Source organism: Aquimarina muelleri DSM 19832, assembly GCF_000430665.1.
Taxonomy (GTDB): Bacteria; Bacteroidota; Bacteroidia; order Flavobacteriales; family Flavobacteriaceae; genus Aquimarina; species Aquimarina muelleri.
Genome location: NZ_AUML01000001.1, coordinates 259,650 through 285,581, shown reverse-complemented (window position 1 = coordinate 285,581; position 25,932 = coordinate 259,650). Strand labels below are relative to the sequence as shown.

Annotated in this window: 26 protein-coding genes; 12 read left to right on the top strand and 14 right to left on the bottom strand. The window is 32.1% G+C overall.

Annotated elements, in window-relative coordinates; genetic code table 11:
- On the top strand, nt 1–740 hold a 740-nt coding region (gene tnpC, locus H527_RS0101310), incomplete at its 5' end, for an IS66 family transposase (protein ID WP_027411034.1).
- Between the two features lie 196 nt (nt 741–936).
- Here tnpC and H527_RS0101305 read toward each other — a convergent pair.
- Complete coding sequence (locus H527_RS0101305) at nt 937–2,433, bottom strand: TrkH family potassium uptake protein (protein ID WP_027411033.1); 1,497 nt, start codon at nt 2,431–2,433, stop codon at nt 937–939.
- 1 nt (nt 2,434) lies between these two features.
- A complete protein-coding gene (trkA, locus tag H527_RS0101300) occupies nt 2,435–3,784 on the bottom strand; it encodes a Trk system potassium transporter TrkA (RefSeq protein ID WP_027411032.1) in 1,350 nt (449 codons plus the stop codon).
- Nucleotides 3,785–3,988: 204 nt separating this feature from the next.
- Between trkA and ubiE the strand changes: the two genes are divergently transcribed.
- Together ubiE and porT are read left to right on the top strand one after the other, a co-directional pair.
- Complete coding sequence (ubiE, locus tag H527_RS0101295; RefSeq protein WP_027411031.1) at nt 3,989–4,717, top strand: bifunctional demethylmenaquinone methyltransferase/2-methoxy-6-polyprenyl-1,4-benzoquinol methylase UbiE; 729 nt, start codon at nt 3,989–3,991, stop codon at nt 4,715–4,717.
- Nucleotides 4,718–4,806: 89 nt separating this feature from the next.
- Nucleotides 4,807–5,514 carry a type IX secretion/gliding motility protein PorT/SprT gene (gene porT, locus H527_RS0101290; RefSeq protein WP_027411030.1) on the top strand — a complete coding sequence of 236 codons (708 nt, stop codon included), beginning with the start codon at nt 4,807–4,809 and terminating at the stop codon, nt 5,512–5,514.
- Nucleotides 5,515–5,527: 13 nt separating this feature from the next.
- Here the strand turns inward: porT and H527_RS0101285 are convergent, their stop codons facing one another.
- Nucleotides 5,528–6,256, bottom strand: coding sequence for a TrmH family RNA methyltransferase (locus tag H527_RS0101285; protein WP_027411029.1), 729 nt, complete (start codon nt 6,254–6,256; stop codon nt 5,528–5,530).
- 37 nt (nt 6,257–6,293) lie between these two features.
- On the opposite strand from H527_RS0101285, the gene tamL reads away from it, so the two are divergent.
- The 8 genes from tamL to rpe all read left to right on the top strand — a co-directional run bounded on the left by tamL (nt 6,294) and on the right by rpe (nt 16,237).
- Nucleotides 6,294–8,846, top strand: coding sequence for a translocation and assembly module lipoprotein TamL (tamL, locus tag H527_RS0101280; RefSeq protein ID WP_027411028.1), 2,553 nt, complete (start codon nt 6,294–6,296; stop codon nt 8,844–8,846).
- A gap of 139 nt (nt 8,847–8,985) precedes the next feature.
- Nucleotides 8,986–10,053 (top strand): class II fructose-bisphosphate aldolase, encoded by a 1,068-nt coding sequence (fbaA, locus tag H527_RS0101275; RefSeq protein WP_027411027.1) that lies wholly within the window; start codon nt 8,986–8,988, stop codon nt 10,051–10,053.
- A gap of 63 nt (nt 10,054–10,116) precedes the next feature.
- A complete protein-coding gene (gene accD / locus H527_RS0101270) occupies nt 10,117–10,974 on the top strand; it encodes an acetyl-CoA carboxylase, carboxyltransferase subunit beta (RefSeq protein WP_027411026.1) in 858 nt (285 codons plus the stop codon).
- 161 nt (nt 10,975–11,135) lie between these two features.
- Complete coding sequence (gene rpsO / locus H527_RS0101265; RefSeq protein WP_027411025.1) at nt 11,136–11,405, top strand: 30S ribosomal protein S15; 270 nt, start codon at nt 11,136–11,138, stop codon at nt 11,403–11,405.
- A gap of 194 nt (nt 11,406–11,599) precedes the next feature.
- Nucleotides 11,600–13,786, top strand: a complete 2,187-nt coding sequence (locus H527_RS0101260) for a polyribonucleotide nucleotidyltransferase (protein WP_027411024.1) — start codon at nt 11,600–11,602, stop codon at nt 13,784–13,786.
- Nucleotides 13,787–14,011: 225 nt separating this feature from the next.
- The gene (locus H527_RS0101255) at nt 14,012–14,875 is read left to right on the top strand and encodes a sigma-70 family RNA polymerase sigma factor (protein ID WP_024772554.1); all 864 of its coding nucleotides are present in this window, start codon (nt 14,012–14,014) and stop codon (nt 14,873–14,875) included.
- A gap of 242 nt (nt 14,876–15,117) precedes the next feature.
- Nucleotides 15,118–15,525 carry a BLUF domain-containing protein gene (locus H527_RS22945; RefSeq protein WP_051316577.1) on the top strand — a complete coding sequence of 136 codons (408 nt, stop codon included), beginning with the start codon at nt 15,118–15,120 and terminating at the stop codon, nt 15,523–15,525.
- 49 nt (nt 15,526–15,574) lie between these two features.
- The gene (rpe, locus tag H527_RS0101245) at nt 15,575–16,237 is read left to right on the top strand and encodes a ribulose-phosphate 3-epimerase (protein WP_027411023.1); all 663 of its coding nucleotides are present in this window, start codon (nt 15,575–15,577) and stop codon (nt 16,235–16,237) included.
- A 448-nt stretch (nt 16,238–16,685) separates the two neighbouring features.
- Here rpe and H527_RS0101240 read toward each other — a convergent pair whose 3' ends face one another.
- The 8 genes from H527_RS0101240 to H527_RS0101200 all read right to left on the bottom strand — a co-directional run bounded on the left by H527_RS0101240 (nt 16,686) and on the right by H527_RS0101200 (nt 22,055).
- Nucleotides 16,686–17,264 carry an NAD(P)H-dependent oxidoreductase gene (locus H527_RS0101240; protein ID WP_027411022.1) on the bottom strand — a complete coding sequence of 193 codons (579 nt, stop codon included), beginning with the start codon at nt 17,262–17,264 and terminating at the stop codon, nt 16,686–16,688.
- Between the two features lie 5 nt (nt 17,265–17,269).
- Entirely contained in the window at nt 17,270–17,608 is a 339-nt protein-coding gene (locus H527_RS0101235; protein ID WP_027411021.1) for a hypothetical protein, read from the bottom strand.
- Between the two features lie 56 nt (nt 17,609–17,664).
- A complete protein-coding gene (locus H527_RS0101230) occupies nt 17,665–18,258 on the bottom strand; it encodes a Crp/Fnr family transcriptional regulator (RefSeq protein ID WP_248601253.1) in 594 nt (197 codons plus the stop codon).
- A gap of 346 nt (nt 18,259–18,604) precedes the next feature.
- On the bottom strand, nt 18,605–19,447 hold the full coding sequence (locus H527_RS0101220; protein WP_027411019.1) for a universal stress protein: 843 nt from the start codon (nt 19,445–19,447) through the stop codon (nt 18,605–18,607).
- Nucleotides 19,448–19,458: 11 nt separating this feature from the next.
- A complete protein-coding gene (locus H527_RS0101215) occupies nt 19,459–19,848 on the bottom strand; it encodes a hypothetical protein (protein WP_027411018.1) in 390 nt (129 codons plus the stop codon).
- 18 nt (nt 19,849–19,866) lie between these two features.
- A complete protein-coding gene (locus H527_RS0101210) occupies nt 19,867–20,289 on the bottom strand; it encodes a hypothetical protein (RefSeq protein WP_027411017.1) in 423 nt (140 codons plus the stop codon).
- 12 nt (nt 20,290–20,301) lie between these two features.
- Complete coding sequence (locus H527_RS0101205) at nt 20,302–20,721, bottom strand: GreA/GreB family elongation factor (RefSeq protein WP_027411016.1); 420 nt, start codon at nt 20,719–20,721, stop codon at nt 20,302–20,304.
- 29 nt (nt 20,722–20,750) lie between these two features.
- Nucleotides 20,751–22,055 carry a Glu/Leu/Phe/Val family dehydrogenase gene (locus tag H527_RS0101200; RefSeq protein ID WP_035087043.1) on the bottom strand — a complete coding sequence of 435 codons (1,305 nt, stop codon included), beginning with the start codon at nt 22,053–22,055 and terminating at the stop codon, nt 20,751–20,753.
- Nucleotides 22,056–22,352: 297 nt separating this feature from the next.
- Between H527_RS0101200 and H527_RS24360 the strand changes: the two genes are divergently transcribed.
- Nucleotides 22,353–22,532: a hypothetical protein gene (locus H527_RS24360; RefSeq protein WP_189457368.1), complete on the top strand. Its 180-nt coding sequence runs from the start codon at nt 22,353–22,355 to the stop codon at nt 22,530–22,532.
- Nucleotides 22,533–22,753: 221 nt separating this feature from the next.
- On the opposite strand, the gene H527_RS0101190 is transcribed toward H527_RS24360, so the two are convergent.
- The 3 genes from H527_RS0101190 to H527_RS0101180 are packed head-to-tail and all read right to left on the bottom strand — an operon-like array spanning nt 22,754 to nt 25,792.
- Nucleotides 22,754–24,106, bottom strand: coding sequence for a sigma-54-dependent transcriptional regulator (locus H527_RS0101190; RefSeq protein ID WP_027411013.1), 1,353 nt, complete (start codon nt 24,104–24,106; stop codon nt 22,754–22,756).
- A gap of 5 nt (nt 24,107–24,111) precedes the next feature.
- On the bottom strand, nt 24,112–25,191 hold the full coding sequence (locus H527_RS0101185; RefSeq protein ID WP_027411012.1) for a sensor histidine kinase: 1,080 nt from the start codon (nt 25,189–25,191) through the stop codon (nt 24,112–24,114).
- Nucleotides 25,184–25,792: an HPP family protein gene (locus tag H527_RS0101180; RefSeq protein ID WP_081414529.1), complete on the bottom strand. Its 609-nt coding sequence runs from the start codon at nt 25,790–25,792 to the stop codon at nt 25,184–25,186. The genes H527_RS0101185 and H527_RS0101180 overlap by 8 nt, the downstream gene beginning before the upstream one ends.
- Nucleotides 25,793–25,932: the final 140 nt, after the last annotated feature.

Sequence of the window (25,932 nt, the reverse complement as noted above, 5' to 3'; positions counted from 1 at the left end):
ATCAAGGATATCAATGGGTCTATCACGATCCCATAGGCAAACTAGTACTTTTTAATTATCGTAAAGGGCGTGGGCAAAACGGTCCAAAAGAATTACTTGCAGACTATACAGGGTATTTGCAATGCGATGGGTATACAGTATATGACAAAATTGGAGCAGATCCTGCTATAACACTTGCTGGATGTTTGGTACATGCCAGAAGAAAGTTCTACGATGCATTGGACAATGATAAAAAACGTGCAGAAAAAGCATTAGCTATTTTCAGAGAAATCTATCTCCAAGAAAGAACTATTAAAGAAGAGTCAGAGCAAAATGTTGAAAAAATCAAGCAATTACGCCTTGAAAAGATACAACCGTTATTGCAACAGATCAAGGGTTGGATTACAGAAGAACAATATAATGTGTTGCCTAAAAGCGCTATTGGGAAAGCAATGACCTATTTTGTGAACCAATATCATAAACTCCAGAATATATTTCTGGATGGAAAAATAGAGCTAGATAATAACAAAATAGAAAATGCCATACGACCAATGTCTATAGGTAGAAAAAACTATCTATTCTGTGGATCACACAAAGCAGCACAAAATGCAGCAATGCTGTATTCTTTCTTTGGAAGTTGCAAAATGCAAAACATAAATCCAAGAGAATGGCTCGCTAATACCTTAGAAAAAATACCAGATCATAGCATACAAAAATTAGAAGAATTACTACCTGGATATCAAGAAAATTCTATATTGTAGTTGCTCGGATGCATACGTTATTTATACCGTTTTTTAGACATCTTCAACGTTAAAAACTTCCTTACAGCCAACATAAATAATTAATTAAGGGATTACATTCAATAATATTGATTAATTCAAACAAATTTTTCTATACTTTATTTTATAGAAAAACTCATTTTTTATTAAATTGATAAAAACTAAATATTTTTAAAGACTACCTATTTCTCCAAAAGAATGGTGTGAGAAGTATAAGCACTGTAAAAAGCTCTAATCTTCCTATAAGCATAAGAAAACAACACCACCATTTGCCAAAAGCTGGCAATACATTAAAGTTATGAACAGGACTTAGTTTTCCAAACGCTGGACCAACATTCCCTAACGAGGACGCTGCACCACCTATTGCTGTTTCAAAATCTAGACCCAAAGCTCCCAATACCACAGAGCCTATAATAAATGCAAGCATATACAAAATAAAGAATGCCAATATATTAAAAACTATCTCTTTAGAAACTGCTCTAGAATTATATCTTACTGGCAGTACTGCCCTGGGGTGTAAGGTTCTTTTAAATTCCAAAATCCCATTACGAATAGTTATCAAATGCCTCATTACTTTTATTCCTCCTGATGTCGATCCTGCAGATCCTCCCAGAAACATGATTCCAAAGAAAAGAATTGTGAGAAAAGGGGTCCACATAGTGAAATCTGCAGTTACAAATCCAGTTGTAGTTATAACTGCTAACACCTGAAATAGAGCATGTCTAAACGCACTTTCAGCTTCTCCCCAAACCATAGGGTGATCGATAGATGACAACGAAGGGTCCGCTTTAAAATAAATCACAAGAGCTGCTATCAAAGTAAACCCTATAGTAAACAAGGTATAGAATTTAAATTCTTCATCCTTTATTATTTTACTCATCTTGCCTTTAAATGCAAAATAGCTAAGAACAAAATTCATTCCTGCCAAAAACATAAACAATATAATTATGTATTGTATTATAGGCTGATCATTCCAATATGCTACACTTACATTTTTTGTAGAAAACCCCCCTGTTGACAATGTGCTTAACGCATGATTTATAGCATCAAAAAAATTCATTCCTGCTAATTTCAAAAGAATAGTTTCTGCTACTGTATAACCAAAATAGATTAACCAAAGTCTTTTTGCTGTATCTGTAATCCTGGGATGTAACTTATCTGCACTTGGCCCAGGAGCTTCTGCTGCAAACAATTGCATCCCTCCTATACCCAATAATGGTAAAATAGCTATTGCTAAAACTATTATTCCCATACCACCAATCCAGTGTGTTAGACTTCGCCAAAATAAAACTCCTTTAGGAATAATTTCTATTTCATTAAGAATCGTAGACCCTGTTGTAGTGTACCCAGACATGGTCTCAAAAAAAGCATTCGTAAAAGAGGGTATTGCCCCAGAAAACAAATATGGCAAAGCACCACTTAAAGACATAAATATCCAACCAAAGGTAACTACAATATACCCGTCTCGTTTATTAATTTCTTTTTGATGCTCCTTTGTAAAAAACATTAACATAATCCCAACAAACATAGTTGCTAAGGATGCCATCATTATTTGCAAAGTAACGCCATCTTTATAAGCAAAGCTAACTATGGTAGCTATAAGCATAAACCCCCCGTTACAAAGTAACAAAAGCCCCATTATATGAGAAATAATTTTATAATTTAACTTGTACATCTTAAAGGAAAAGCTTTTCTATTTTCTTAATAGATTTTGGTAAACAACATACTACTACTCTATCTCCTGCTTGAATATAAAAATCCCCTAACGGAATCTTTCCTTTTTCATCCCTAATAACTCCTGCAATTATAGCAGAACGAGGAAAATCTAAATCCTTGATAAAATTATCGCTTACCTCAGACCTAGGTTTAACAACAAATTCTAACAACTCCGCATTCATATTATTAAGTTTGGTCATAGCAACAACCTCTCCTTTTCTAATAAATCTAAAAATATTATTTGCTGCCAAAAGTTTTTTGTTAATCAAAGTATCTATACCAATAGAGTGAGATAATTGAAAATAATCCATATTTTCTACCAATGCTATAGTCTTTCTAACTCCTTTAGATTTAGCTACTAGACAAGACATAATATTAGTTTCAGAATTTCCTGTAACTGCTATAAAAGCATCCATCCCGTCAATCCCTTCTTCTTCTAATAGCTCTACATTCCTTCCATCTCCATTAATGATTAGAGCATTAGGCAACTCATCTGCCAGATCAAAAGATTTATCTTTATCTTTCTCTATAAGTTTTACTCTAAATTTATGATTACAAAGGTCTCGTGCGGTTTTATAACCGATCTTACTACCTCCTAAAATCATAACCTTTTTGATTTGTTCTTTTACTTTTCCTATTAATTTATATAACTCTTCGACACCTCCTTTGGATGTAACAAAATAAACTTGATCTCCATCTTTAAAGGTAGTATCTCCTCTAGGAATCAATGTATACTGAGTTCCAGAACGTTGAATTGCTATTGGCATAAAATGTAATTCTGGAAATATCTCTGCCGCTTCCCTCACTGATTTACCTACAAACAAGGCCTCTTTAGACAAGGTAGTACCTACCATCGTTAACGCTCCGTTCTCAAACTCATAACTATCATGAAATCCAGATTGACTAAGGAGTAATTCTATTTCACTTGCAGCAAGAGCTTCGGGAGAAATTAGTTCGTCAATTCCGAACTTAGCAAATCCTATTTCCTCTTTATTACCTATGAATTCTGTATTAGAAATCCTTGCAATAGTACGCTTAGCTCCTAACTGTTTTGCTAATACACAAATAGTAATATTAGTTGTTTCGCTAGAAGTAACACTTATTACCATATCGACGTTTTCTACTCTTGCTTCTTTTAAAATAGCAATTGAAGTAGAATCTCCTTTAATAATCCTGATATCTAAATGTGTATCTGCATAATTAAGACATTCCTTATCTGTATCAATAAGCGTAATGTCTTGAGACTCAAAAGAAAGTAATTTCGCCAAATGAAACCCTACCTCACCAGCACCGGCAATAATAATTTTCATTGGTTTTGTATATTATTTTTCATAAAAAAAAATAAAACTAAGAATAACTACTTAAAAAAAGTAATTTAATATTATCTTAGAATGTAAAAGTATGCAAAGGTAACGTAAATTGACTAACTAGTAAAATTTGTTTATCTTCAACTTAATTCGATTCTATTCTGACGATCCATATCAAATAATGTATATTTGCCTAAATTTTTTTGAATGTCAGAAAAAATAACACCATACAAAAACGAAAACCGGTCTAAAAAAGAACAGGTTGCTGAGATGTTCGATACCATATCAGAGAATTATGACGGTCTTAATCGCGTTATTTCTTTTGGAATAGATCTTAAATGGCGTAAGAAAGTAGTTAATCTTGTTAAAAAATCTAATCCTGAAAGAATTTTAGATGTTGCAACAGGAACTGGAGATCTAGCTATAAACCTATCGAAAACAGGGGCTTCAGAAATAATAGGTCTTGATATTTCTTCTGGAATGTTAAAAATAGGTAAACAAAAGGTTAGTACAAAAAAACTAGATTCCATTATCAATATGGTACAAGGAGATAGTGAAAACATTGACTATCCTGAAAATTATTTTGATGCTGTAACTGTAGCTTTTGGAGTACGTAATTTTGAAAATTTAAAAAAAGGCCTTTCAGAAATTTTCAGAGTACTTAAACCCGGAGGTATTTTTGTTATTTTAGAAACCTCTATCCCTACAAAAACGCCATACAAACAAGGATACAAATTATATTCATCAAAAATTTTACCTTTGATAGGGAGACTATTTTCTAAGGACAAATCTGCATATTCTTATCTTAGTAAAAGTGCCGCAGCTTTTCCATATGGAGAAGAGCTCAACAATATTTTGAAAAAAATTGGGTTTATAGAAGTCAAAGACGCTCCACAAACTTTTGGTGTCGCTACCATTTATACCGCTACAAAATAACTTAAAAGTTATGATAGTGTTTTTAAAAGTAACGAATCCGAAACGTTTAAGGTTTTTTTAAAACCATTTAAAAGGTTAATTTAATTTTAATGAAAAGAATATTTATCCTCATCGTTGTTTTAGCATACACTCAAAATATGAGTGCACAGCTATTTTCTAAAGAAAAGGTACAAAATCTTCAAAACTTCGACAAGCCAAGGTTTAGCTATGGTTATATCCTTGGGTTTAATAGTTATGATTTTAATTTTGATTATTCTGCAGATGCCTCAGACACTGATATCATACATGATGCTTCCCTCGGTTTTAACGTAGGTCTTTTAGGAAATCTTAGAATAAATGACTACTTAGATCTTAGACTAGAGCCATTGGTAATATTCAATACAAGAAACCTAAAATTTTCGAATCCTGAATTTGAATCTGATTTTGAATCTTCCAGAGAAGTACCTTCCACATACGTCCACATCCCTTTATTACTAAAAATATCTACCAAAAGAATTAACAATATTAAACCTTTTATTATTGGTGGAGTTTCCACCTCTATCAACCTTTCTAGTAATGAAGATAACCCAGATGATAATAGTGTAGGACAATTTCGAATGAAAACCAATACTAATTATTATGAAATAGGTTTTGGGATAGACCTCTATCTTTATTATTTCAAATTCACCCCTTCTATAAGAGGAGTATTTGCCATGTCTGATGAATTAGTAAAGGATAATGACCCAGATAGCCCATACACAGCTACTATTGACAAAATGTCTACCAGAGGGATTTTTATAAATTTCACATTTCAATAAAACCTATTTATTTTTAAGATCTTTTAAACTCACTTAAAACAATTGCTGTTGCTGTAGCCACATTAAGACTTTCTGTTTTTTTATTTATTCCAAATTGAGGTATAGTTACCTTATCCTGAACAAAATTTTGAATACTCTCAGAAATTCCATTTGCCTCATTACCCATTATAAGAATAGCATTTTCAGAAAGCTGTTCTTTATAAATAGACTTACCTTCCATAAAAGTTCCATACACTTTAAACTCTTTAGCTTTTGTAGTCAAAAAACTTTTTAAGTCTACATAATTAATATTTACTCGGGTAATAGATCCCATAGTCGCTTGAATTACCTTGGGATTATAACAATCTACAGTTTGCATAGAACAAACTAAATCCTTAATCCCAAACCAATCGCATAAGCGAATTATAGTCCCCAAGTTGCCAGGATCCCGGATATCATCTAATGCTAAAATTAAACCTCTTTCTTCAATACCACCATTATAAGGAATATAAAATACAGCTAATACTATCTGAGGAGTAGTCAAAAAACTAATTTGTTTTAGCTCTTCCTCTGTAACAATATATTTACTTGCTTGATCTACATCAAAAATATCCTCAATAGTAAAAAGAGAATAAAGCTTTACCCCTTCTTCTAAAAGCTCATTTATTACTTTTTTACCCTCAGCAACAAACAATCCATATTGTTTTCGGTACTTTTTTTGATATAAACTCTTTATTAGTTTCTTTTGGTTTTTACTAACCATACAAATAGTGTATTTTTGGATCAATAATGAATAAGGATTGAAACACTTTCAGACAAAAATATTATTAATTACCTTAACTACCATCTTTTTATTTTCGTGTAATGCGATAAAAAGAGTTAAGGAACAGGAATTTTTATTGGAGAAAAATACGATTTTTGTAGACAGCATCAAATCTAAAGATTCTAAACTCTACAATCAAATTTCCCAAAAACCTAACACTAAACTTTTAGGCATACCTATTAGACTTCATATCTATAATCTTGCTAGTGTAAATCAAGATTCTTTATACAAAGACTGGCTCACAAGAAAACCCAATCGTGAAAAACGAATGGTGAATTTTCTTTCTAAAAAACAAGTTGATCGTTTAGGTATTGGATTAATCCGAATTAATGAATGGCTAAAAAGTACTGGTGAACCTCCCTCTGTCATTAATGAATCTAAGGTAAAACGATCTATCAAAAGACTACATGCATATTATTGGAATAATGGCTGGTTTAACATTGAAGCAGATTATAAAATCCATAAAAAAAACAACAAAACAGCAACAGTAGATTATTATATAAAGCCAAATAAACCATATTTCATAGATTCTTTAAACACAAAAATAGAATCTAAGGTTGCGGATTCTATATATAAACTTCATATAAACAAGTCCTCTATTATTAGTGGCAAACAATACAAAACTTCAGATATAGAATCTGAAAGAGAAAGACTCACTTCTTTATACCGAAATTCTGGACTCTTCCACTTTGAAAAAGAATTTATCAAATTTGACGCAGATACTATTAACACAAATCATAAAGTAAATCTAAATCTACTTATAAAAAACCGCTCTATAAGTTACGGAGACTCTACCTATAGAACCCCGTTTAAAGTACACAAAATAAGTAAAGTAAACATATTTACAGATTATTCGTATCAAAACCGAAACCAAAAACCCAAGGATAGCACTATTTACAAAGGGTATAACATTTATGGGTATGAAAAAATAAAGTTTACTCGCAAATCAATTACAAATTCTGTCTTAATAACTCCTGGTGAAATTTTCAGAGACAAAGATCGCACCCTTACTTATAACCAAATTAGCAACTTAAAATCTTTCAAATACCCTAATATTAGATTTGACACTGATCCAAATGACCCAAAAGGAGAAGATCTTATTGCAAACATCTTACTTACTCCCAGAAAAAAATATAGCACAAATATAGATTTTGATATTTTGACTTCAAATATTCAAGCGTTTGGAACAGGTTTTGGAGGATCTCTTTTAATACGTAATCTTTTTGGAGGCGCAGAGATTTTAGAAATTTCTGCAAGAGGAAGCATAGGATCTTCTAATGACGTTGTTGATAGCGATAAAAAATTCTTTAATATATCAGAAATAGGAACTGATCTAAGGTTATCCTTCCCTAAAATACTTTTTCCTCTTAAGGTCAATAAAATCATTCCAAAATACATGTCTCCTACTACAAATCTAACATTTGGAATAAATGTGCAACAAAACATTGGATTAGACAAACAGAATGCTACAGGTATATTTGGTTATAGCTGGAAACCAAACAATACCATAACAAACACATTAGACCTCACTAATGTTCAATATGTTAGAAACTTAAACACCAGCAATTATTTCAACATTTACAACACTTCATTTAACAAGTTAAATAACATTGCTACTCAAGTTCTTGAACCAAATTCTCCTTTTTTCTCCAAACCAAATTCTAATACCTTAAACATACCATCTGGAGCAAATGGATTCATCTCACAATCCTTAAACTCTGGAACAGGTCTAACTCAAAATCAGCTACAAGAAATACGCAATATTAATGAAAGAAAAGTTCGTCTAACCGAGGATAACCTAATTTTTGCATCAAACTACACCTTTATAAAAAACAATAGAGAAAATCTTTATGATGAAAATTACTCTAGGTTTAGGACTAAAATTGAACTAGCTGGTAATCTATTAAGTACTGTATCAAGCATATCTGGATTAAAAGAAAATTCTAATAAGCGTTTTGAAATATTTGGTGTTGAGTTTTCTCAGTATATCAAAACAGAAATAGACTACATAAAGCACTGGGACTTAGGTAGAAAAAATGTAATTGCATTCAGAGCTTTTGGCGGGATAGCAATACCTTATGGCAATGCAAATAGTATTCCCTTTGCCAGAAGTTTTTTTGGAGGAGGTCCAAATGATAATCGAGCATGGTTAGTATATGATTTAGGACCAGGGCGTACAGGAGGAAGAGACCAATTTAATGAAGCTAACATGAAAATTGCATTAAATTTAGAATATAGATATAACATATTAGGATCTCTGCATGGTGCTTTATTTATTGATGTCGGTAACATTTGGAATGTTTTAGACAATGTCGAAGATGAAGACGCTGTATTTTCAGGCCTTGATGATCTACAAGAAATAGCCGTAGGAACTGGTTTAGGGTTTCGTTATGATTTCAATTTTTTTGTTTTAAGATTTGACCTTGGTTTTAAAACTTTCAATCCTGCTAACGACGAAGATCAAAGATGGTTTAAAGGATACCGATTATCTGAAGCTACCCGTAATTTTGGGATTAATTATCCTTTTTAATTTAGCTTATAACAAAACCAACATCCCCTATCTCTAAAATTTTCAGAATGTTTAACCCTAAATTTTAATGATTATTTTATTCTTATCGCTTTCCGTATAATTTTACTATTTTTGTAAGCTTATAAACCAAAACTAAATTATGAGTCACAACATCAAACCAGGGGTTGCAACAGGAGATCAAGTGCAAGCTATTTTTAAATATGCAAAAGAAAAAGCTTTTGCATTACCTGCTGTTAATGTCATCGGTTCTAATTCTATAAATGCCGTTTTAGAAACCGCAGCAGAATTAAACTCTCCTGTAATTATTCAATTCTCTAATGGTGGAGCACAGTTTAATGCAGGAAAAGGATTATCTAATGAAAATCAAAAAGCTGCTATAGCTGGAGGAATAGCTGGAGCAAAACATGTACATTTATTAGCAGAGGCCTATGGAGTTCCTGTTATTTTACACACTGACCATTGTGCAAAAAAACTGCTTCCATGGATCGATGGCTTATTAGATGCTGGAGAAGAGTTTTATAAAGAAACAGGGAAATCCTTATACAGTTCTCATATGATTGATTTATCGGAAGAACCAATCGAAGAAAACATAGAAATCTGTAAAGAGTACTTATCTCGCATGAGTAAAATGGGGATGACTTTAGAGATTGAACTTGGTATAACTGGTGGAGAAGAAGATGGAGTTGACAATAGTGACGTAGATGACTCTAAACTATACACACAACCAGAAGAAGTTGCATATGCTTATGAAGAGTTAAGTAAAATAAGTGATAAATTCACTATTGCTGCTGCTTTTGGTAATGTACATGGTGTATACAAACCAGGAAATGTAAAATTAACCCCAAAAATTCTTAAAAACTCTCAAGAATTTATTTCAGAAAAATATGGAGTCGAGCATAACCACATCGATTTTGTGTTTCATGGAGGTAGCGGTTCTACTTTAGAAGAAATAAGAGAGGCTATAGGATACGGAGTTATTAAAATGAATATTGATACAGACCTACAGTTTGCTTTTAACGAAGGTATACGCGACTATATGGTAAACAATATTGAATACCTAAAAACACAAATAGGCAATCCAGAGGGATCTGAAGAACCTAATAAAAAATATTATGATCCAAGAAAATGGCTACGAGAAGGTGAAGTTACTTTTAAAACTCGTCTTAAAAAAGCATTTGAGGATCTAAACAATGTAAACACATTGTAAACACTAAAACCAGAGCTGAAACTTTTTTACAAAGTTTCAGCTTTCTTAATATAATATAAATTTATGGCTTGGTTTAAGAGAACACAAAAAGGTATACAAACAGCTACCGAAGACAAGAAAGACGTCCCTAAGGGGCTTTGGTACAAATCTCCTACAGGAAAAATTGTAGATGCGGAACAACTTGAAAAAAATTTCTACGTTAGTCCAGAAGACGGATATCATGTAAGAATTGGAAGCAAAGAATATTTTGAAATCTTATTTGATGGTAAAAAATTTACTGAATTAGACAAAAGCATCACCTCTAAAGATCCTCTTAAATTTGAAGACAAAAAGAAATATGTTGACCGTCTTAAAGAAGCACAAGACAAAACAAATCTAAAAGATGCAGTAAGAACAGCAGTAGGTAAATCCTGTGGAAACGATTTAGTTATTGCATGCATGGATTTTTCATTCATAGGAGGCTCGATGGGTAGCGTAGTAGGAGAAAAAATCGCCAGAGCAGCAGACTATTCCCTAAAACATAAAATTCCGTTTATGATTATCTCCAAATCAGGAGGTGCTCGTATGATGGAAGCAGCATTATCCCTAATGCAATTAGCCAAAACTTCTGCAAAGTTAGCACAATTAGCAGATGCGGGAATACCATATATATCTTTATGCACAGATCCAACAACAGGTGGAACGACTGCATCCTTCGCTATGTTAGGAGATATCAATATTGCTGAACCAGGAGCATTAATCGGATTCGCAGGACCTCGTATAGTAAGAGACACCACAGGAAAAGAACTTCCTGAAGGATTTCAAACTGCCGAATTTTTAAAAGAGCACGGCTTCTTAGATTTCATAACCCCAAGACACGAACTAAAACAAAGAATAAATTTATACCTAAACTTGATTCTTAATCGCCCATTAATGAACTAACAAGTATTGAAGCTAAAAATAAAAAAGAAATATATTTACAATAAAATATAGCTTTTATGTTTTTTTAGACAAAATATAATTATAAAGCAAAAAACAGTATATTTGCACGCTCATAGTAAAGTGCTATGGACATACATAAAAATCATTTAAATAATATTGGAATGTATTTAACAAAAGAAGTTAAAGAAGAAATTTTCGCTAAACACGGTAAAGGAAAAAATGACAGTGGTTCTGCGGAAGGTCAAATTGCATTATTCACGCACAGAATTACTCATCTTACTGAACACTTAAAAAAGAATCGTAAAGATTTCAACACAGAGCGTTCTCTAGTAAAATTAGTAGGAAAGCGTAGAGATCTATTAGATTATCTCATTAAAAAAGATATTTTAAGATACCGTGCAATAGTAAAGGAATTAGGATTAAGAAAGTAATGAAAAGAGAGGCTTCCCGCCTCTTTTTTTGTTTTTATAATAAAAAAGATTAATCTATGCCTTAGTTTTTCATTGGTCGTACAACTACAACAACACAACCTTGTCCGTCCGAGTAAGACGGAAACCAATGTTTAATTAAACGTATCAAGTTTTATCATTTTGATAAAAGCGATAGGTTAGAATCAAAAAAAAATATGATTCCAAAAGTTTACAAAGAGGTCATTGACCTTGGTGACGGTAGAGAAATCTCTATTGAAACCGGAAAATTAGCAAAACAGGCACATGGTTCTGTTGTTGTACAATCAGGCAAATGTATGCTATTATGTACAGTCGTTTCAAATTACAAACAAAGTGATGTAGATTTCTTACCTTTGACAGTAGATTATAGAGAGAAATTTGCAGCATCAGGTCGTTATCCTGGAGGTTTCTTTAAAAGAGAAGCAAGACCAAGTGATGGAGAGGTATTAACTATGAGATTAGTTGATCGCGTACTGCGTCCATTGTTTCCTAAAGATTACCACGCAGAAACACAAGTGATGATTCAATTAATGTCTCATGATGATGATGTTATGCCAGATGCAATGGCAGGATTAGCAGCCTCTGCAGCAATACAATTATCCGACTTCCCTTTTGAGTGTGCTATCTCAGAAGCTCGTGTAGGTCGCATAAATGGTGAGTTTATCATCAATCCTACCAGAGCACAGTTAGAAGAATCAGACATCGATATGATGATTGGCGCTTCTGCAGATTCTGTAATGATGGTAGAAGGCGAAATGAAAGAAATTAGCGAAGAAGAAATGGTGGAAGCTATTAAATTCGCTCATGATCATATAAAAATACAATGTGCTGCGCAAATTAAATTAGCAGAAGCCTTTGGAAAAAAGGAAACCAGAGAGTACGATCCAGAAAGAGAAGATGAAGATTTAGCTAAGAAAATTCATGATTTAGCGTACGATAAAGTATACAATGTTGCTAAAGCGGGTTCTTCAAAAAAAGAGCGCGGTTTAGCTTTTTCAGAAATAAAAGAAGAAATAAAAGCTACTTTTTCTGAAGAAGAATTGGAAGACTTTGGAGATTTAGTATCTAAATACTATTCTAAAGCAGAAAAGGCTGCTATTCGTGATTTAACATTAAATGAAGGGTTACGTTTAGATGGCCGTAAGACAGATGAGATCAGACCAATTTGGTGTGAAGTAGATTATCTACCCTCTACTCATGGTTCTTCTATTTTTACAAGAGGAGAAACCCAAGCATTAGCCACTGTAACTTTAGGAACCTCTAGAGAAGCTAATCAAATTGATATGCCTTCTTATGAAGGAGAAGAAACATTCTACCTTCACTATAACTTCCCTCCTTTCTGTACTGGAGAGGCAAGACCTATACGAGGAACTTCTCGTAGAGAAGTTGGTCATGGTAACTTAGCACAACGTGCTTTAAAAGGAATGATTCCTGCTGATTGCCCATATACTGTGCGTATAGTATCAGAAGTATTAGAGTCTAACGGTTCTTCTTCTATGGCAACTGTATGCTCTGGAACTATGGCTTTAATGGACGCTGGGGTACAAATGATAAAACCAGTTTCTGGTATTGCTATGGGGTTAATTTCTGATAGTGAAACAGGAAAATATGCAGTTTTATCTGACATCTTAGGAGATGAAGATCATTTAGGAGATATGGATTTTAAGGTTACTGGTACTGCAGATGGAATTACTGCCTGCCAAATGGATATTAAAGTAAAAGGTCTTTCTTATGAAATTTTAGTAAACGCACTAAAGCAAGCTGCCGAAGGCCGTATACATATCCTAGGTAAATTAATAGAAACCATTGCTACACCAAACACAGATGTAAAAGCACACGCTCCTAAAATGGTTACCAAAACTATTCCTGGAGAATATATAGGTGCATTAATCGGACCTGGAGGAAAAGTAATTCAAGAATTACAAAAAACAACTGGAACTACAATTGTAATTAATGAAGATCCTATCACAGAAGAAGGATTAGTTGAAATCTTAGGTACAAGTCAAGAAGGAATTGATGCTGTGTTAGCAAAAATTGATTCTATTACATTTAAACCAGTAGTAAATAGCGTCTATGAAGTTAAAGTTATCAAAATGTTAGATTTTGGTGCAGTAGTAGAATATATGGAAGCTCCTGGTAATGAAGTTTTACTTCACGTTTCAGAATTAGCATGGGAACGTACTGAGAATGTTAGTGATGTTGTAAATATGGGAGATATATTTGATGTGAAATATTTTGGTATTGACTCTAGAACGCGTAAAGAAAAAGTTTCTAGAAAGGCTCTATTACCTAGACCTCCAAGACCAGAAGGAGACAAGCCTAGAGATGACAGAAAACCTAGACCAAATAAAAGAGAAGAGTAATTTATTTCTTTTTATTAATTATAAAAAAAATCACTTTTACAAAACGTAAAAGTGATTTTTTTATAAAACATATTTAATTTTTTTATAGTAAAAAATTAATTTCATACAGTTTCTCTTTATAGTCAATCAAGAAAAAAGACAATTATTTTGTAACATTTATATAACATCTTACGTATAAAAGATAAAGCCCCATAATATTCATAATTAAATTTCAAGGTAAAATAGATGAGACAACTTAAAATTACGAAGCAGGTAACGAATCGTGAAACTGCATCGCTAGATAAGTATTTGCAAGAAATAGGGAAAGTAGATCTTATTACAGCAGATGAAGAAGTAGAATTAGCGCAACGCATTAAAGCTGGAGACGAAAGAGCCCTTGAAAAATTAACCAAGGCTAACCTTAGATTCGTAGTATCAGTTGCTAAACAATATCAAAACCAAGGACTTACTCTCCCTGATTTAATAAACGAAGGTAACTTAGGATTAATTAAAGCTGCTAAACGTTTTGACGAAACCAGAGGGTTTAAATTCATATCCTACGCTGTATGGTGGATTCGTCAATCTATTCTACAAGCTTTAGCAGAACAGTCTCGTATTGTTCGTTTACCTTTAAACAAAATTGGATCTATCAATAAGATCAATAAAACATATGCTTTTTTAGAACAATCTCATGAACGCCCTCCAAGCGCAGAAGAAATTGCAAAAGAATTAGATATGACCATCAATGATGTTAAAGAATCTATGAAAAACTCTGGTCGCCATGTAAGTATGGATGCACCACTAGTTGAAGGTGAAGACTCTAACTTATATGATGTACTAAACTCTGGAGAATCCCCAAACCCAGACAGAACATTATTACATGAATCTTTAAGAACAGAAATAGAACGTGCGTTAGAAACATTAACCCCTAGAGAGGCAGATGTAATAAGACTATATTTTGGGCTTGGTGACCAACATCCTATGACTCTTGAAGAGATCGGAGAAACATTTGACTTAACCCGAGAACGTGTAAGACAGATTAAAGAAAAAGCTATACGAAGATTAAAGCACACATCCAGAAGTAAAATATTGAAGACTTATTTAGGATAAATACCTAAATTGCGACTACAAACAGTTTTATAACATAACTGTTCGTTTTTTGATTGATGAATGACCTCCGGCTGATTACCGGAGGTTTTTTTTATGGCAATTCTTAATTACTTTACGGTAACCCATAAATATCAATAAATAAACAAGTAAATACTCGTTTTTTTTAATACTTTAACTTAAAAAACCATAGTTACCTATCCTCAAAACCTGTACCTTTAAGTAGGTTTCTTTAAAATTTTACTATGAGATATGTAATCAGTTATGTTAGCACAGCTACCTCCAAAATATCAAGTTATGATATAGCACAGCTTATGGATCTTATTAAAACCAATAATAACAAATTAAACATTATAGGGATATTAATATATTCTGACAGAAATTTTTTTCAAATCCTTGAGGGAGAAAAACACCTTGTAAAAATGATCTTTAATAAAATAAAGAAAGATGCAAGGCATTATAACATTATTAAAATGCTAGACAAGGAAATAAAAACCCCTACTCTTCGCAAATACAATCCTTCTTTTACCGTAATATCCGACCATTATAATCAAAAAGAATTACAACAATTTTTAAACAAAGAAAAAACAAATAATCCAGAGCATTTTGATAGTATATCATATCTTACTAAAAAATTTATGAAGCTTACTTAATACTATATTTAAAACTTAAATAGTATTTTTGCCGTAAACAACCTTTTTTATGGCTTTAAAACGTATTGCCCCTTCGGTACTAGCAGCAGATTTTGCTAATTTACAACGCGATGTAGAAATGATTAATAATAGTGCAGCCGATTGGTTTCATATAGATATTATGGATGGTGTTTTTGTACCTAACATTTCTTTTGGAATGCCTGTTTTGCGAGATATAGTAAAACATGCAAATAAAACCATTGATGTACATTTAATGATTGTTAATCCTGATAGATACATTAAAACATTTGCAGATTTAGGCAGTAATATCTTAACTGTACATTATGAAGCTTGTACACATTTACACAGAACTTTACAAGCGATTAAAGCGGAAGGAATGCAAGCCGGAGTGGCTATTAATCCACACACTAGCGTAAGTCTTTTAGAAGATATTATTAATGATATTGATTTGGTATGTATAATGAGTGTAAATCCAGGGTTTGGAGGACAATCATTTATTGATAACACTTATAAAAAAATTATCCAATTACGTGAAATCATTACACGAAATAATGCTAATACTATTATAGAAATTGATGGAGGCGTTACTAGCAAAAATGCAAAAAAATTAATTGATGCAGGAGCAGATGTACTGGTTGCAGGAAGTTTTGTTTTTAAAAGCTCTGACCCTGCTCAAACTATTAAAGAATTGAAAGAAATTATAGCTATATAAGCTTATAAAAAATTTATCAAAAAATGTAAGTTTCTAAAATAGAAACTTACATTTTTTGATAAATAACCCCCAAAACTCTTAGATTTACAAGAGTAATAAAACAACAAATATAATTTCCTAATGAAACATACGGATCTAATTAGTGTAGAAAGTGATTCTATTGGTATTACTTATGTCTTAGAAACGCAAAAAAAGGTGTCGATTACTTAACTATTGAAAAAGATACTATTACCAATTCTTTATATAATTATCCACTTATCATGCATTTTTTTCATCTTCATAAAAACTGGAGATAGATAAAATTCCATTTATTAGTAATAAAGCATGAGATCACTATCGAAGAATTGTAACCTCTAATAATTTAAAATGTTAATTTATTTAAAAAAGTTATTGTTGTAAATATAAAGAACAACACCTCTTCTTATGTAATTATTGCTACTGTCAATTATCACTTATTCATTTGTCCTAATTTTTCAACTTTTTTCAACCATTTTACTCTAACCTTTTCTTTAGAAAGTCTTATAGGTCCAATAGTTGTAATTCGTACTTTTTTTACCCCAATAAAACTCAATGTTCCTTTTTTCATGGCGTTATGGCTAGGGTTTCTATAAATCCATTTGTAATACCATGCAGGTTGGTCTAATGTGCAAATTATTCTTGCAGTTTTTCCCGTAAAACACTTGTCACTAAATAATGATTTTTCTCGTTTGTTAAAAGCAAATCCAGGAAGTAAAACTCGATCTAAAAATCCTTTCATTATTGCAGGCACAGAACTCCACCAAACAGGGTATACCCAAACTAAATGGTCTGCCCACTTTAATTTGATTTGAGCATCTAATAAGTCTGGTTCTAAACTTGTTCTCTTTCTATATCCAAATTGAAGATTTGGGTTGAAGTTTAATTCTCTTATATTAATTTCTTTTATTTCAGCATTTGATTTTTTAGCCCCTTTTTTATATGATTCTGAAAGCCCAAAATTGAAACTTTCTTTATCAGGATGTCCATTTATAATTAGTATTTTTTTCATCTGCTTTAGAAATATTTTTTAATCTTCTCTTCAAATTTAACATCTGTTAAGTTTTTGATTTTAAAAAACTTATAAAGAATAAAACAAGCAGACACTGTTAAAAAAGCTGTACAAATTACAAAAGTAGCTATGCTACAAAAAACAGCTAAAGTTTGAGTACCTATTTCTCCGATGTATGAAACGAAATAACCTTGTTTTTCAATAAAATAATTATGAACATCTACTGCGTAATCGTAAAAACGAACTGAAAGTTCATAGAGTAACCACGTTGGGTAAAACCATTTTCTAATAGGTTCCCACCATTTTCCAAAAATTGATATTAGTTGTTTATTATTTTCTTTCATTTTTTTATTGTTTTAACAAATGTCAAACTAATGAAAGAAGTATCATTTGATATAAATCAAATTCGGTTTTTAGGGTTTCTTATTCTACTCAAAGTTTCAAGTGTAATTCCTAAATAGGAAGCAATATGAGTTAATGGAATTCTGTTTGTTATGTTAGGATAAATGTTTAACAAGTGTTTATACCTTTCATCGGCTTTGTTGAATTGAATAGTATATAATCTTTCGCACAGACCTAACATAGTTTGGGTAACAACTTTGCTAATAAAGCGCTCAAAATCGTGATATTTACTACAAAGACTATCAGCATTATCTTTTGAAAACTCAAGAACAATAGAGTCTTCAACAAACTCCACATAATGAGGACTGGGCACTTTACTAAAAAAACTTACTATTGAAGCCATAATCTCATTTTCAAAAGTAAACCAGTCTGAAATGTCTTTTCCATCTTTTAGATAATAGGCTCTAGCAGAACCTTGTATAATCAAGTACGCTTTTTCAGAAAATTGCCCTTCACGAACTACAATATCCCCTTTTTTGAATGTACAAACTTTTGAATATCCAATAAATTCCTGTTGGCATTCATTGGATAATGGGGAATAAATTTCTCCGATTTCATTTAATATTTTTTCAATATTTATTTTTTTATTCACTACCCCTTTTCGGTTTAACATAGGTTTGTTATAATATTTACAATGAACTTGTATAAGATTATTTATGTTGTTTAAACAACTAATTTAGTAAATACAAACTGAATAGAAAATTCGCAAATATTTTTGTGAGTAGGTGGAGAAACTTATATTGTCTGTTGTGATAATAGCGATGGAGTATCATTATAAGTTTTTAAATATAAAAAATTTCTGAATAAAGTTAGCAAACTAAATTTATTGTTATTGAAAAATAGGTGCAGGGACTAACCAGTTTAATAATCCAATAATTGCTATTCCAATTATAGCTATGTACATATTAAATTTATGATTACTCATTTTTTTTATAGTTTTAGCGATGTAATGCGATTAAAGGAGTGTTTTGAAGAGGTCCTAAATTAGTGATTAGAGAATGAGTTAATCCACATTTTCTCCAAAAACTAGGCTTTCTATCCATTAGACAAATAATATAATCTGAACTATATTCAGCAAAATTCTTGAGGTCTTGTGTAGTTTTTAGATATTCTACAATAACAGGGGGTTTTGAAATTTTTTCAATCAAACATTGAACTCGATTTTGATTTGCTTTCTGAAGTTGTGTCATTTGCTCTTTTCCTGTAAGAGCCATTATCTTAACATTGCCTTTGACTATTTCTACTAATTCAAGCCAATTTTCCAGTTCAACTTTTGGTAGTTCTACTTTAAAATTTGAAACCAATACGAATTCAGGATATTTTTGTATATGTGTAGATGAAGGAATAATCATTACAGGACATTCTCTGATCTGTTCAATAATACGCTTTGTGTTTTTTTTATACCTTTTATAGTTTCCGTCAACTTGCTTTTTTCTTGCAATGATGACTAAATCGATATCCATTTCTTTGATAGTTTTTTTCATGCTCTCAACTAGGTCTGCGCATTCTGAAATGGCACTAAAGCGATGTTCTTTATTCATATTGTTGAGTACATATTTTTGTATAGCACGTTCCAAACTTTTTTTTGAATCTTGCTTAGGTTTTTCATACCAATCATCATCTGCCTGTAGTAGGTTTATAGCATTTAAGTCCTTAATATCATAGGTAAAGGTGTTTAGAAAGTAAAAATGACATTTCTTGTGTTTAAAAAAATTAGCAGCATAGTCAATAGCATCATAACTATTAAATTTAAGATCTATAGGGATTAAAATATTTTTCATCTTTTTTGATTTTATCCTCGTTGATATTTTGATAGGTTATGGTAAATCATTTTTTTGAGTTGAAAGAATTCTTGAATTAATACGGAATAGATATCACGTTTTTTTTCGTGCTCTTTTGCCCGGATAATATCGTATTCTCTTTTCCCATATTCATATTCCTTATTAAGTTCTTGTTCGTATTTACAAAGCACACCCATAATCAATGTATTTTTTCTACGTAATGCTTGAAGATTAGCTTCAATACGACTAGTTTTTAATAACTGCTTTTCAATTATCTTTAATAAATCTAATTCATCATTAATTGTTGAGAGCATATCGATCCATTGACTCAATTCAATAAGATCTTTTTTGATACACAACCTCCTTTGGGTATCAATTTTATATGGCAAATCAGTTTCCAATAGATAATATATTTATTCTTAAGGCTTCATATTCAGCAAAGTAAATTTACCTTGTACCTTGCTAAAAAATTCATCTTTTAGCCGTCTGTATTTATCCAAATGATAGAGATAACTTCTTCTATAGCTTTCGTGTTCTGTAATAAAGATCATATCACATTCTGTATCTTCGCATTCCACAATATTTCTTCTTGAACTCATATATTTATGAAGTGCGTTAAGTAGATTGTCGTTCTCATCTTCTTTCTTTTGAAATTTTAAAAGAACATTTTCAGTATCAAGTTTATTACTTAAATCATCTCCACATAAACCAATAAGGTTTGCTAACTCATTTTTAATATACTTTAAGTGATTGATCCAGTTGTCTAGCTCTATGGTGTTTATTTTATGTGTAACATCTATGTCTGTATCGTGATTATAAATTTGTGTCGTTATAGCTTCCATTTCCAATGATTTTTAAATAGGTACTTCAATTTTTGTGAGACTTTTGTCTTGGGTAACCTTTACTATTTCAAGCTGTTGTGTTCCGGAAGGAAAATCCCAAATTACTGTATCTCCTTGTGAATACCCAAATAGAGCTGCTCCCATAGGAGTGAGTATTGATATTTTATCTCGCTTTGCATCTTTCTCTACTGGAGTAACAACTTGTAACGTTTTTATCCATCCATTTTCTGAACGAACCATTATCTCACTATTAAAGCGTATAATGTCTTTTGGCATATCACAGTCATCTACAATTTGAGCATTTTTAAGTTCATTACTCAAACGAAGTAGTGATTCTTGTATTTTCAAATCTTCTACATACCCTGAGATATTAAGTATGCGTTTTAGAAACACATACTCTTTTTTCTCTAAGATTAAATTTCCATACTTCATGTTTTTTCTTTTTATTATTGAATATATAATCAAGGAAAAATTCCTCGTTGTACATATGCTTTCTCTATACGTTTGATAGCAATGCAGTAAGCAGCTGTACGTAAACCTATTCCTTCTGTTTCTGAATACTCATAAACTTTATTGAAAGACTCTCTCATTTTTTTATCAAGCTTGGTTATCACTTCGTCAAGTTGCCACATTTCACCATTACGGTTTTGTAGCCATTCAAAATAACTTCCTACTACACCACCAGAATTGCATAAGATATCTGGTATAATTGTTATTCCTCGCTCTAATAAAATTTTCTCACCTTCCACATTTGTTGGGCCGTTTGCACCTTCTGCAATTAGTTTTGCTTTAATCGTAGAAGCATTTTCTTTGGTAATCTGGTTTCCTAACGCTGCCGGAATACAGATGTCACATTCAGTAGTAAAAAAACTTTCTGTATCTAAAGGAGAAGCTTCTGGAAAATCAACGATACTACCTTTTTTGGCTTTACTATAGTTGAAAAGATCTTCTACTTTTATACCATTTTGGTTTTCAAGGCTTCCAAAGGCATCTTGTACAGCTACTAATTTTGCCCCTTGTTCTTCTAAGAAATGTGCTGCCCAATATCCTACATTTCCAAATCCTTGAACAATAAATTTCTTGCCTTGTAATGTCTCATTTTTATTTTCTATCCAGAATTTTATATTCAAGAATACTCCATAGCCAGTCGCTCGATCACGACCTTCTAAACCACCACTTCCTTCTGGTTTCCCAGTTACTACATGTTGGTTTGCTGTACGTTCTGCAGGTGGACGTGTACTCATATAAGTATCTGCTATCCATGCCATTGTTTGACTATTAGTATTTACATCTGGAGCAGGGATATCATGTTCTGGGCCAATATTATCAGCGAGTGCAAATGTAAATCTACGTGTAATGCGTTCCAATTCTCCTTCTGAGTACTTAGAAGGATCGAGCTGAATCCCCCCTTTACCACCTCCATAAGGCAAACCAGCAAGAGATGTTTTCCAAGTCATCCACATTGCAAGTGCTCTTGCGGCATCAATATCTACCGTTGGGTGATAACGTAAACCGCCTTTATAAGGACCTAAAGCATTATTATGTTGTACTCTATATCCTGTAAAAATTTCCACTTCACCATTATCCATTTTTACTGGAAAATGTACAATAATCTCATTATTTGTAATACTTAATATTTTACGAATATTAGGGTGTAGGTTAATATGATCCGCAGCATTATTAAATTGCTCCATCACATTGTCCATCATACCTTTTACCAATACATTTTTCACTGATTTACTTGGGGTTACTGTTATTATTGCCATTACTTTTTTTGTTAATTCGTTATTTAAAAAGACGATTGCTTATACGTCTTTGTTGGTATTTATTTGCGAAAGCATTATTGTTTGTGTTACTTTTTGAACTTTCGCTCTTTGATTTTTTATGAATAAATGTGGTTAGTATTGAACTTAAATTCATGTTGATTAAATTTTTAAATTATTATGTCATGTTTACTTCTCCTATTCTCGAGATATCTTTAAGGAAGATTTCCTTCTTGGAGGTATATTAAAAAATCATCTGTTGTTTTTACTTTGATTTTATAGTATTTATCTTTATGATTTATGATAAAACATAATACTTGTCATTTAATTCGTTATGATATTGCCATCTCTGGTTTAGGTTCTTTTTTCATTATTGATTTAGGTTTTAATTTTGTCGCAATTGTGACTGTTTCTTCGTCATATTCGCTACACGACCATACTTGGCTTTTTTGGGTGGTTAGTACACAAGTATTTTCATGAACACAAGTGGGGCAAATATTGAATGGATTTGATTTCATAATACATAATTGTTATGTTTTATATACTAAAGGCAATGTGCATGCCACTAGATGCCATAAAAAACGCAAAAACCAGAAAACCCTTATGGAGCAAGGACTTTCTGGTTTTAGCTAATATGTAAAAGAAATAACTACTGGTACAAAATTACCCTATCGGGTAGAATCGTATCGCTTAAGAAGGGGTTATTCTAAAAGTTTTTGTCGTATTGTTTTGCGATCAATACCCAAAATTTCGGCAGCTTTGGTTTTATTGTTATCCGTAGCATTGAGTACTTTTTGTATGTAACGTTTCTCAATTTCCTTAAGTGGGAGTAGTTTATCTTTTGGAAACTCAATATTGAATTTTAATGAGTCGGGCAGATGTTCAATCTTGATAACTTTGTCGCACATAATAACAGCACGCTGGATAACATTTTCCAGTTCCCGAATATTTCCTGGCCAATCATAACGTAGTAAAACAGACAAAGTTTCGGGGCTTATTTTTACAAATCGATCTTTGTATTCTATACCATATTTAAAGAGAAATTTATCTACCAACAATGATATATCTTCTTTGCGGTCTCGTAGTGGAGCAACAATTATTTCTACTACTGTAAGTCTATAAAACAGATCTTCTCTAAAGGTTCCTTTTTTAATCATTTCCTTCAAGTCGCTATTAGTCGCAGCGATAATTCGCACATCTATTTTCTCTGCTTTCTGAGCACCTACTTTTACAACTTCTTTTTCTTGAAGTACTCGTAATAACCTAGATTGAACCGAAGTAGAGGCATTACCTATTTCATCAAGAAAAATAGTACCACCGTTAGCTGCTTGAAAAAAACCATCTCGTTCCTTATCCGCTCCTGTAAAAGCACCTTTTGTATAACCAAATAGTTCAGATTCCAAAAGGTTTTCTGGAATCCCACCACAGTTTACTGCGATAAATGGCGCTCTCGAGAATTTACCTTGATAATGAATGGCACGGGCTACAAGTTCTTTCCCTGTACCACTTTCGCCTCTCACAAAGATTGTAGCTTTGTTATCCTTTACACGTTCGATGGTTTGAATTATATTATTAATTTTTTCTGATTTCCCTATAATTTCTCCATAAACATTATCTTTCTTGATTTCATCTTTCATACCTCCATTTCGTTCAGCATGAATTTCAGAGGACTCACCTTTTGTTTTCTCTGTAAAAGATTTGTCAATAGCAGCTCTTAATTCATCTTTTGTAAATGGTTTTGTGAGGTATTCTACCACCCCAGATTTAATCGCTGTGAGTGATTCCTGCACTGAGGGATAGCCAGTAACAACAAGTTTAGGGAGTTTAGGGTAATGTTCTGAAACAAACTTAATAAGTTCAAAACCTCCGATTTCAGGCATTTTCAAATCAGTAATGAGTAAATCTATATGGGTATCTCGTAGAATTGTTACTGCTTCTTTTACTGAAATCGCTTTGTATGTATGGTAGTTCCAAGATTGTAAGTGTCTTTGTAATAGTTCTAATATATTGATATCGTCATCTACGATAAGTATGTTTTCTTTCTTTAATTTCATTTTATTTATGATTTTAAGAGTTTTACCGTAAAAGTTGCCCCTTTTTTTGTGTTATTTTCAGCAACGATAGTTCCGTTATGACTGGCAACAATACCGTGTACAACACTCAAGCCAAGTCCAGAACCATCTCCTGTAGGTTTTGTAGTGAAGAAAGGTTGAAATACTTTGTCTAATGATTCTTCAGTTAGCCCTGTTCCTTCGTCAGAAATTTTCAAAATAATATGTTTCCTTGTCTGAAATGCTTCAATTGTAACCAATCCATTTTTTGGAGAAAAATAAATGGCGTTAATAATCAAATTGAAAATAATTTGTGTCAATTGAATATTATCTGCACGTAACAAAAGTTCTTCATCTTCAATTTTAACAATGTATTTAACTTCTGCTTTCTTGAAAGAGGCATCTAGTAATGCTATTGCGTTTTTAATGCTCGGTACAATATTTACTTGTTGCATTTTTTGTGGCATCTCACAAGCAAAGAACATTAATTTTTTTACTACTTCTCTTGAAAATATTGCATTGTGAATGATTTTGTCTAGATCTTCTGAGACTCTCTTGTTTTCTTTTAGATCATCTCTCAATAACTCAGCAAATCCCAAAATATTAGCAAGAGGTGTATTAAGTTCATGAGCGATACCAGCAGTTAACTCTCCTAAAATGCCTAAACGATCAGCACGCTCCATTTGTCTTTTGAGAGACGTTTCATTTTTCTGAATTTCGATACGTTCTAATAAATTACCCAATTTCATAGCTACGTTATCTAATAGAGGTTGTTCTTCTTTAAGAAACTTAGGTTTAACATCATTGTGTGATGCTATGATGCAACCTCCTACTTTATTAAAAATAATGATGTCTGAAGTCAGATAATTCGATTTATTAATTGCTCCTGTTTCATAAGAGTTGATGGGAGTCTCAATAGCAATTTCGGTAGTTTCTGGAAATTGAAATCCTTTTTTTAAGCTCAATGCTATAGCCCGCAGTGTTCCTTCCATCTCTTCGAAATCTGCATTTACAATGATAGACGAGATCTCATAGAGACAAGTAAGTTCTTTGATGCGTTCTTTTAAAGCTTCTTCAGTTTTACTCATCTTGCGCTGACTTACTTTTAAAAATTCTTGTCCATTTTTTATTAGTAGGATAACTACGATATTTAGTCATATTATTAAACATAATAGCGGTAATAAACAAAATAAATGTGCCAGTAAATACAGGTGAGATTACATATAAATATCCTAATGATTTAATTTTTTCTGTACCAATAACAGCTATTAAAGCTGTTGCTCCGCCTGGTGGATGAAGTGTTCGGGTCATTTGCATTACTATAATGGATGTAGCTACCGCAAGTGGTGCGGTTATCCAAAGGATATCAGGTAAAAACTTAAAGACACTTACTCCAATTACTGCTGAGATTAATTGACCTCCAATAAAATTTCTGGGTTGTGCAAGTGGGCTTTGAATAGCACCAAAAATAAGAACGCTAGCAGCTCCAAATGAGCCTATTAAAAGTATGTTTTCTAATCGTGAAAACTGATAAGACTGGATAAAAGCGATCAAACCAATACCAATAAAAGCACCTAAAAATGACCAGGATTGCTCACGCGCATCTATTGCTGTTTCTTTGTAGATAACATAGCGGGTTATCCTAAAATTACGTTTAGCTTTTTCGGTTATAATCTTTCTGTTACTCATTTTTTAATATATTAAGGCTTTTCTCTTTTTAAAGTTTTGCTTTATTTTTCGTTTTTTATATAAAACTGTTTTTTTACTATAGGGTATAAATGAATTTTCACAATGTTAAAACACGCTTTTATAGCTCCATTATAAAAAGA

What these genes read in the sequence shown, in the direction of transcription:
- ubiE (WP_027411031.1), top strand. Translation starts at nt 3,989, where the DNA reads ATGTCAGAAAAAATAACACCATACAAAAACGAAAACCGGTCTAAAAAA.
- H527_RS0101255 (WP_024772554.1), top strand. Translation starts at nt 14,012, where the DNA reads ATGAGACAACTTAAAATTACGAAGCAGGTAACGAATCGTGAAACTGCA.
- rpe (WP_027411023.1), top strand. Translation starts at nt 15,575, where the DNA reads ATGGCTTTAAAACGTATTGCCCCTTCGGTACTAGCAGCAGATTTTGCT.
- fbaA (WP_027411027.1), top strand. Translation starts at nt 8,986, where the DNA reads ATGAGTCACAACATCAAACCAGGGGTTGCAACAGGAGATCAAGTGCAA.
- H527_RS0101285 (WP_027411029.1), bottom strand. Translation starts at nt 6,256, where the DNA reads ATGGTTAGTAAAAACCAAAAGAAACTAATAAAGAGTTTATATCAAAAA.
- H527_RS24360 (WP_189457368.1), top strand. Translation starts at nt 22,353, where the DNA reads ATGATAAAACATAATACTTGTCATTTAATTCGTTATGATATTGCCATC.
- H527_RS0101210 (WP_027411017.1), bottom strand. Translation starts at nt 20,289, where the DNA reads ATGGAAGCTATAACGACACAAATTTATAATCACGATACAGACATAGAT.
- H527_RS22945 (WP_051316577.1), top strand. Translation starts at nt 15,118, where the DNA reads ATGAGATATGTAATCAGTTATGTTAGCACAGCTACCTCCAAAATATCA.
- rpsO (WP_027411025.1), top strand. Translation starts at nt 11,136, where the DNA reads ATGTATTTAACAAAAGAAGTTAAAGAAGAAATTTTCGCTAAACACGGT.
- H527_RS0101240 (WP_027411022.1), bottom strand. Translation starts at nt 17,264, where the DNA reads ATGAAAAAAATACTAATTATAAATGGACATCCTGATAAAGAAAGTTTC.
- porT (WP_027411030.1), top strand. Translation starts at nt 4,807, where the DNA reads ATGAAAAGAATATTTATCCTCATCGTTGTTTTAGCATACACTCAAAAT.
- H527_RS0101260 (WP_027411024.1), top strand. Translation starts at nt 11,600, where the DNA reads ATGATTCCAAAAGTTTACAAAGAGGTCATTGACCTTGGTGACGGTAGA.
- H527_RS0101205 (WP_027411016.1), bottom strand. Translation starts at nt 20,721, where the DNA reads ATGAAGTATGGAAATTTAATCTTAGAGAAAAAAGAGTATGTGTTTCTA.
- H527_RS0101185 (WP_027411012.1), bottom strand. Translation starts at nt 25,191, where the DNA reads ATGAGTAAAACTGAAGAAGCTTTAAAAGAACGCATCAAAGAACTTACT.
- H527_RS0101305 (WP_027411033.1), bottom strand. Translation starts at nt 2,433, where the DNA reads ATGTACAAGTTAAATTATAAAATTATTTCTCATATAATGGGGCTTTTG.
- accD (WP_027411026.1), top strand. Translation starts at nt 10,117, where the DNA reads ATGGCTTGGTTTAAGAGAACACAAAAAGGTATACAAACAGCTACCGAA.
- H527_RS0101220 (WP_027411019.1), bottom strand. Translation starts at nt 19,447, where the DNA reads ATGAAAAATATTTTAATCCCTATAGATCTTAAATTTAATAGTTATGAT.
- H527_RS0101190 (WP_027411013.1), bottom strand. Translation starts at nt 24,106, where the DNA reads ATGAAATTAAAGAAAGAAAACATACTTATCGTAGATGACGATATCAAT.
- H527_RS0101180 (WP_081414529.1), bottom strand. Translation starts at nt 25,792, where the DNA reads ATGAGTAACAGAAAGATTATAACCGAAAAAGCTAAACGTAATTTTAGG.
- H527_RS0101235 (WP_027411021.1), bottom strand. Translation starts at nt 17,608, where the DNA reads ATGAAAGAAAATAATAAACAACTAATATCAATTTTTGGAAAATGGTGG.
- H527_RS0101200 (WP_035087043.1), bottom strand. Translation starts at nt 22,055, where the DNA reads ATGGCAATAATAACAGTAACCCCAAGTAAATCAGTGAAAAATGTATTG.
- trkA (WP_027411032.1), bottom strand. Translation starts at nt 3,784, where the DNA reads ATGAAAATTATTATTGCCGGTGCTGGTGAGGTAGGGTTTCATTTGGCG.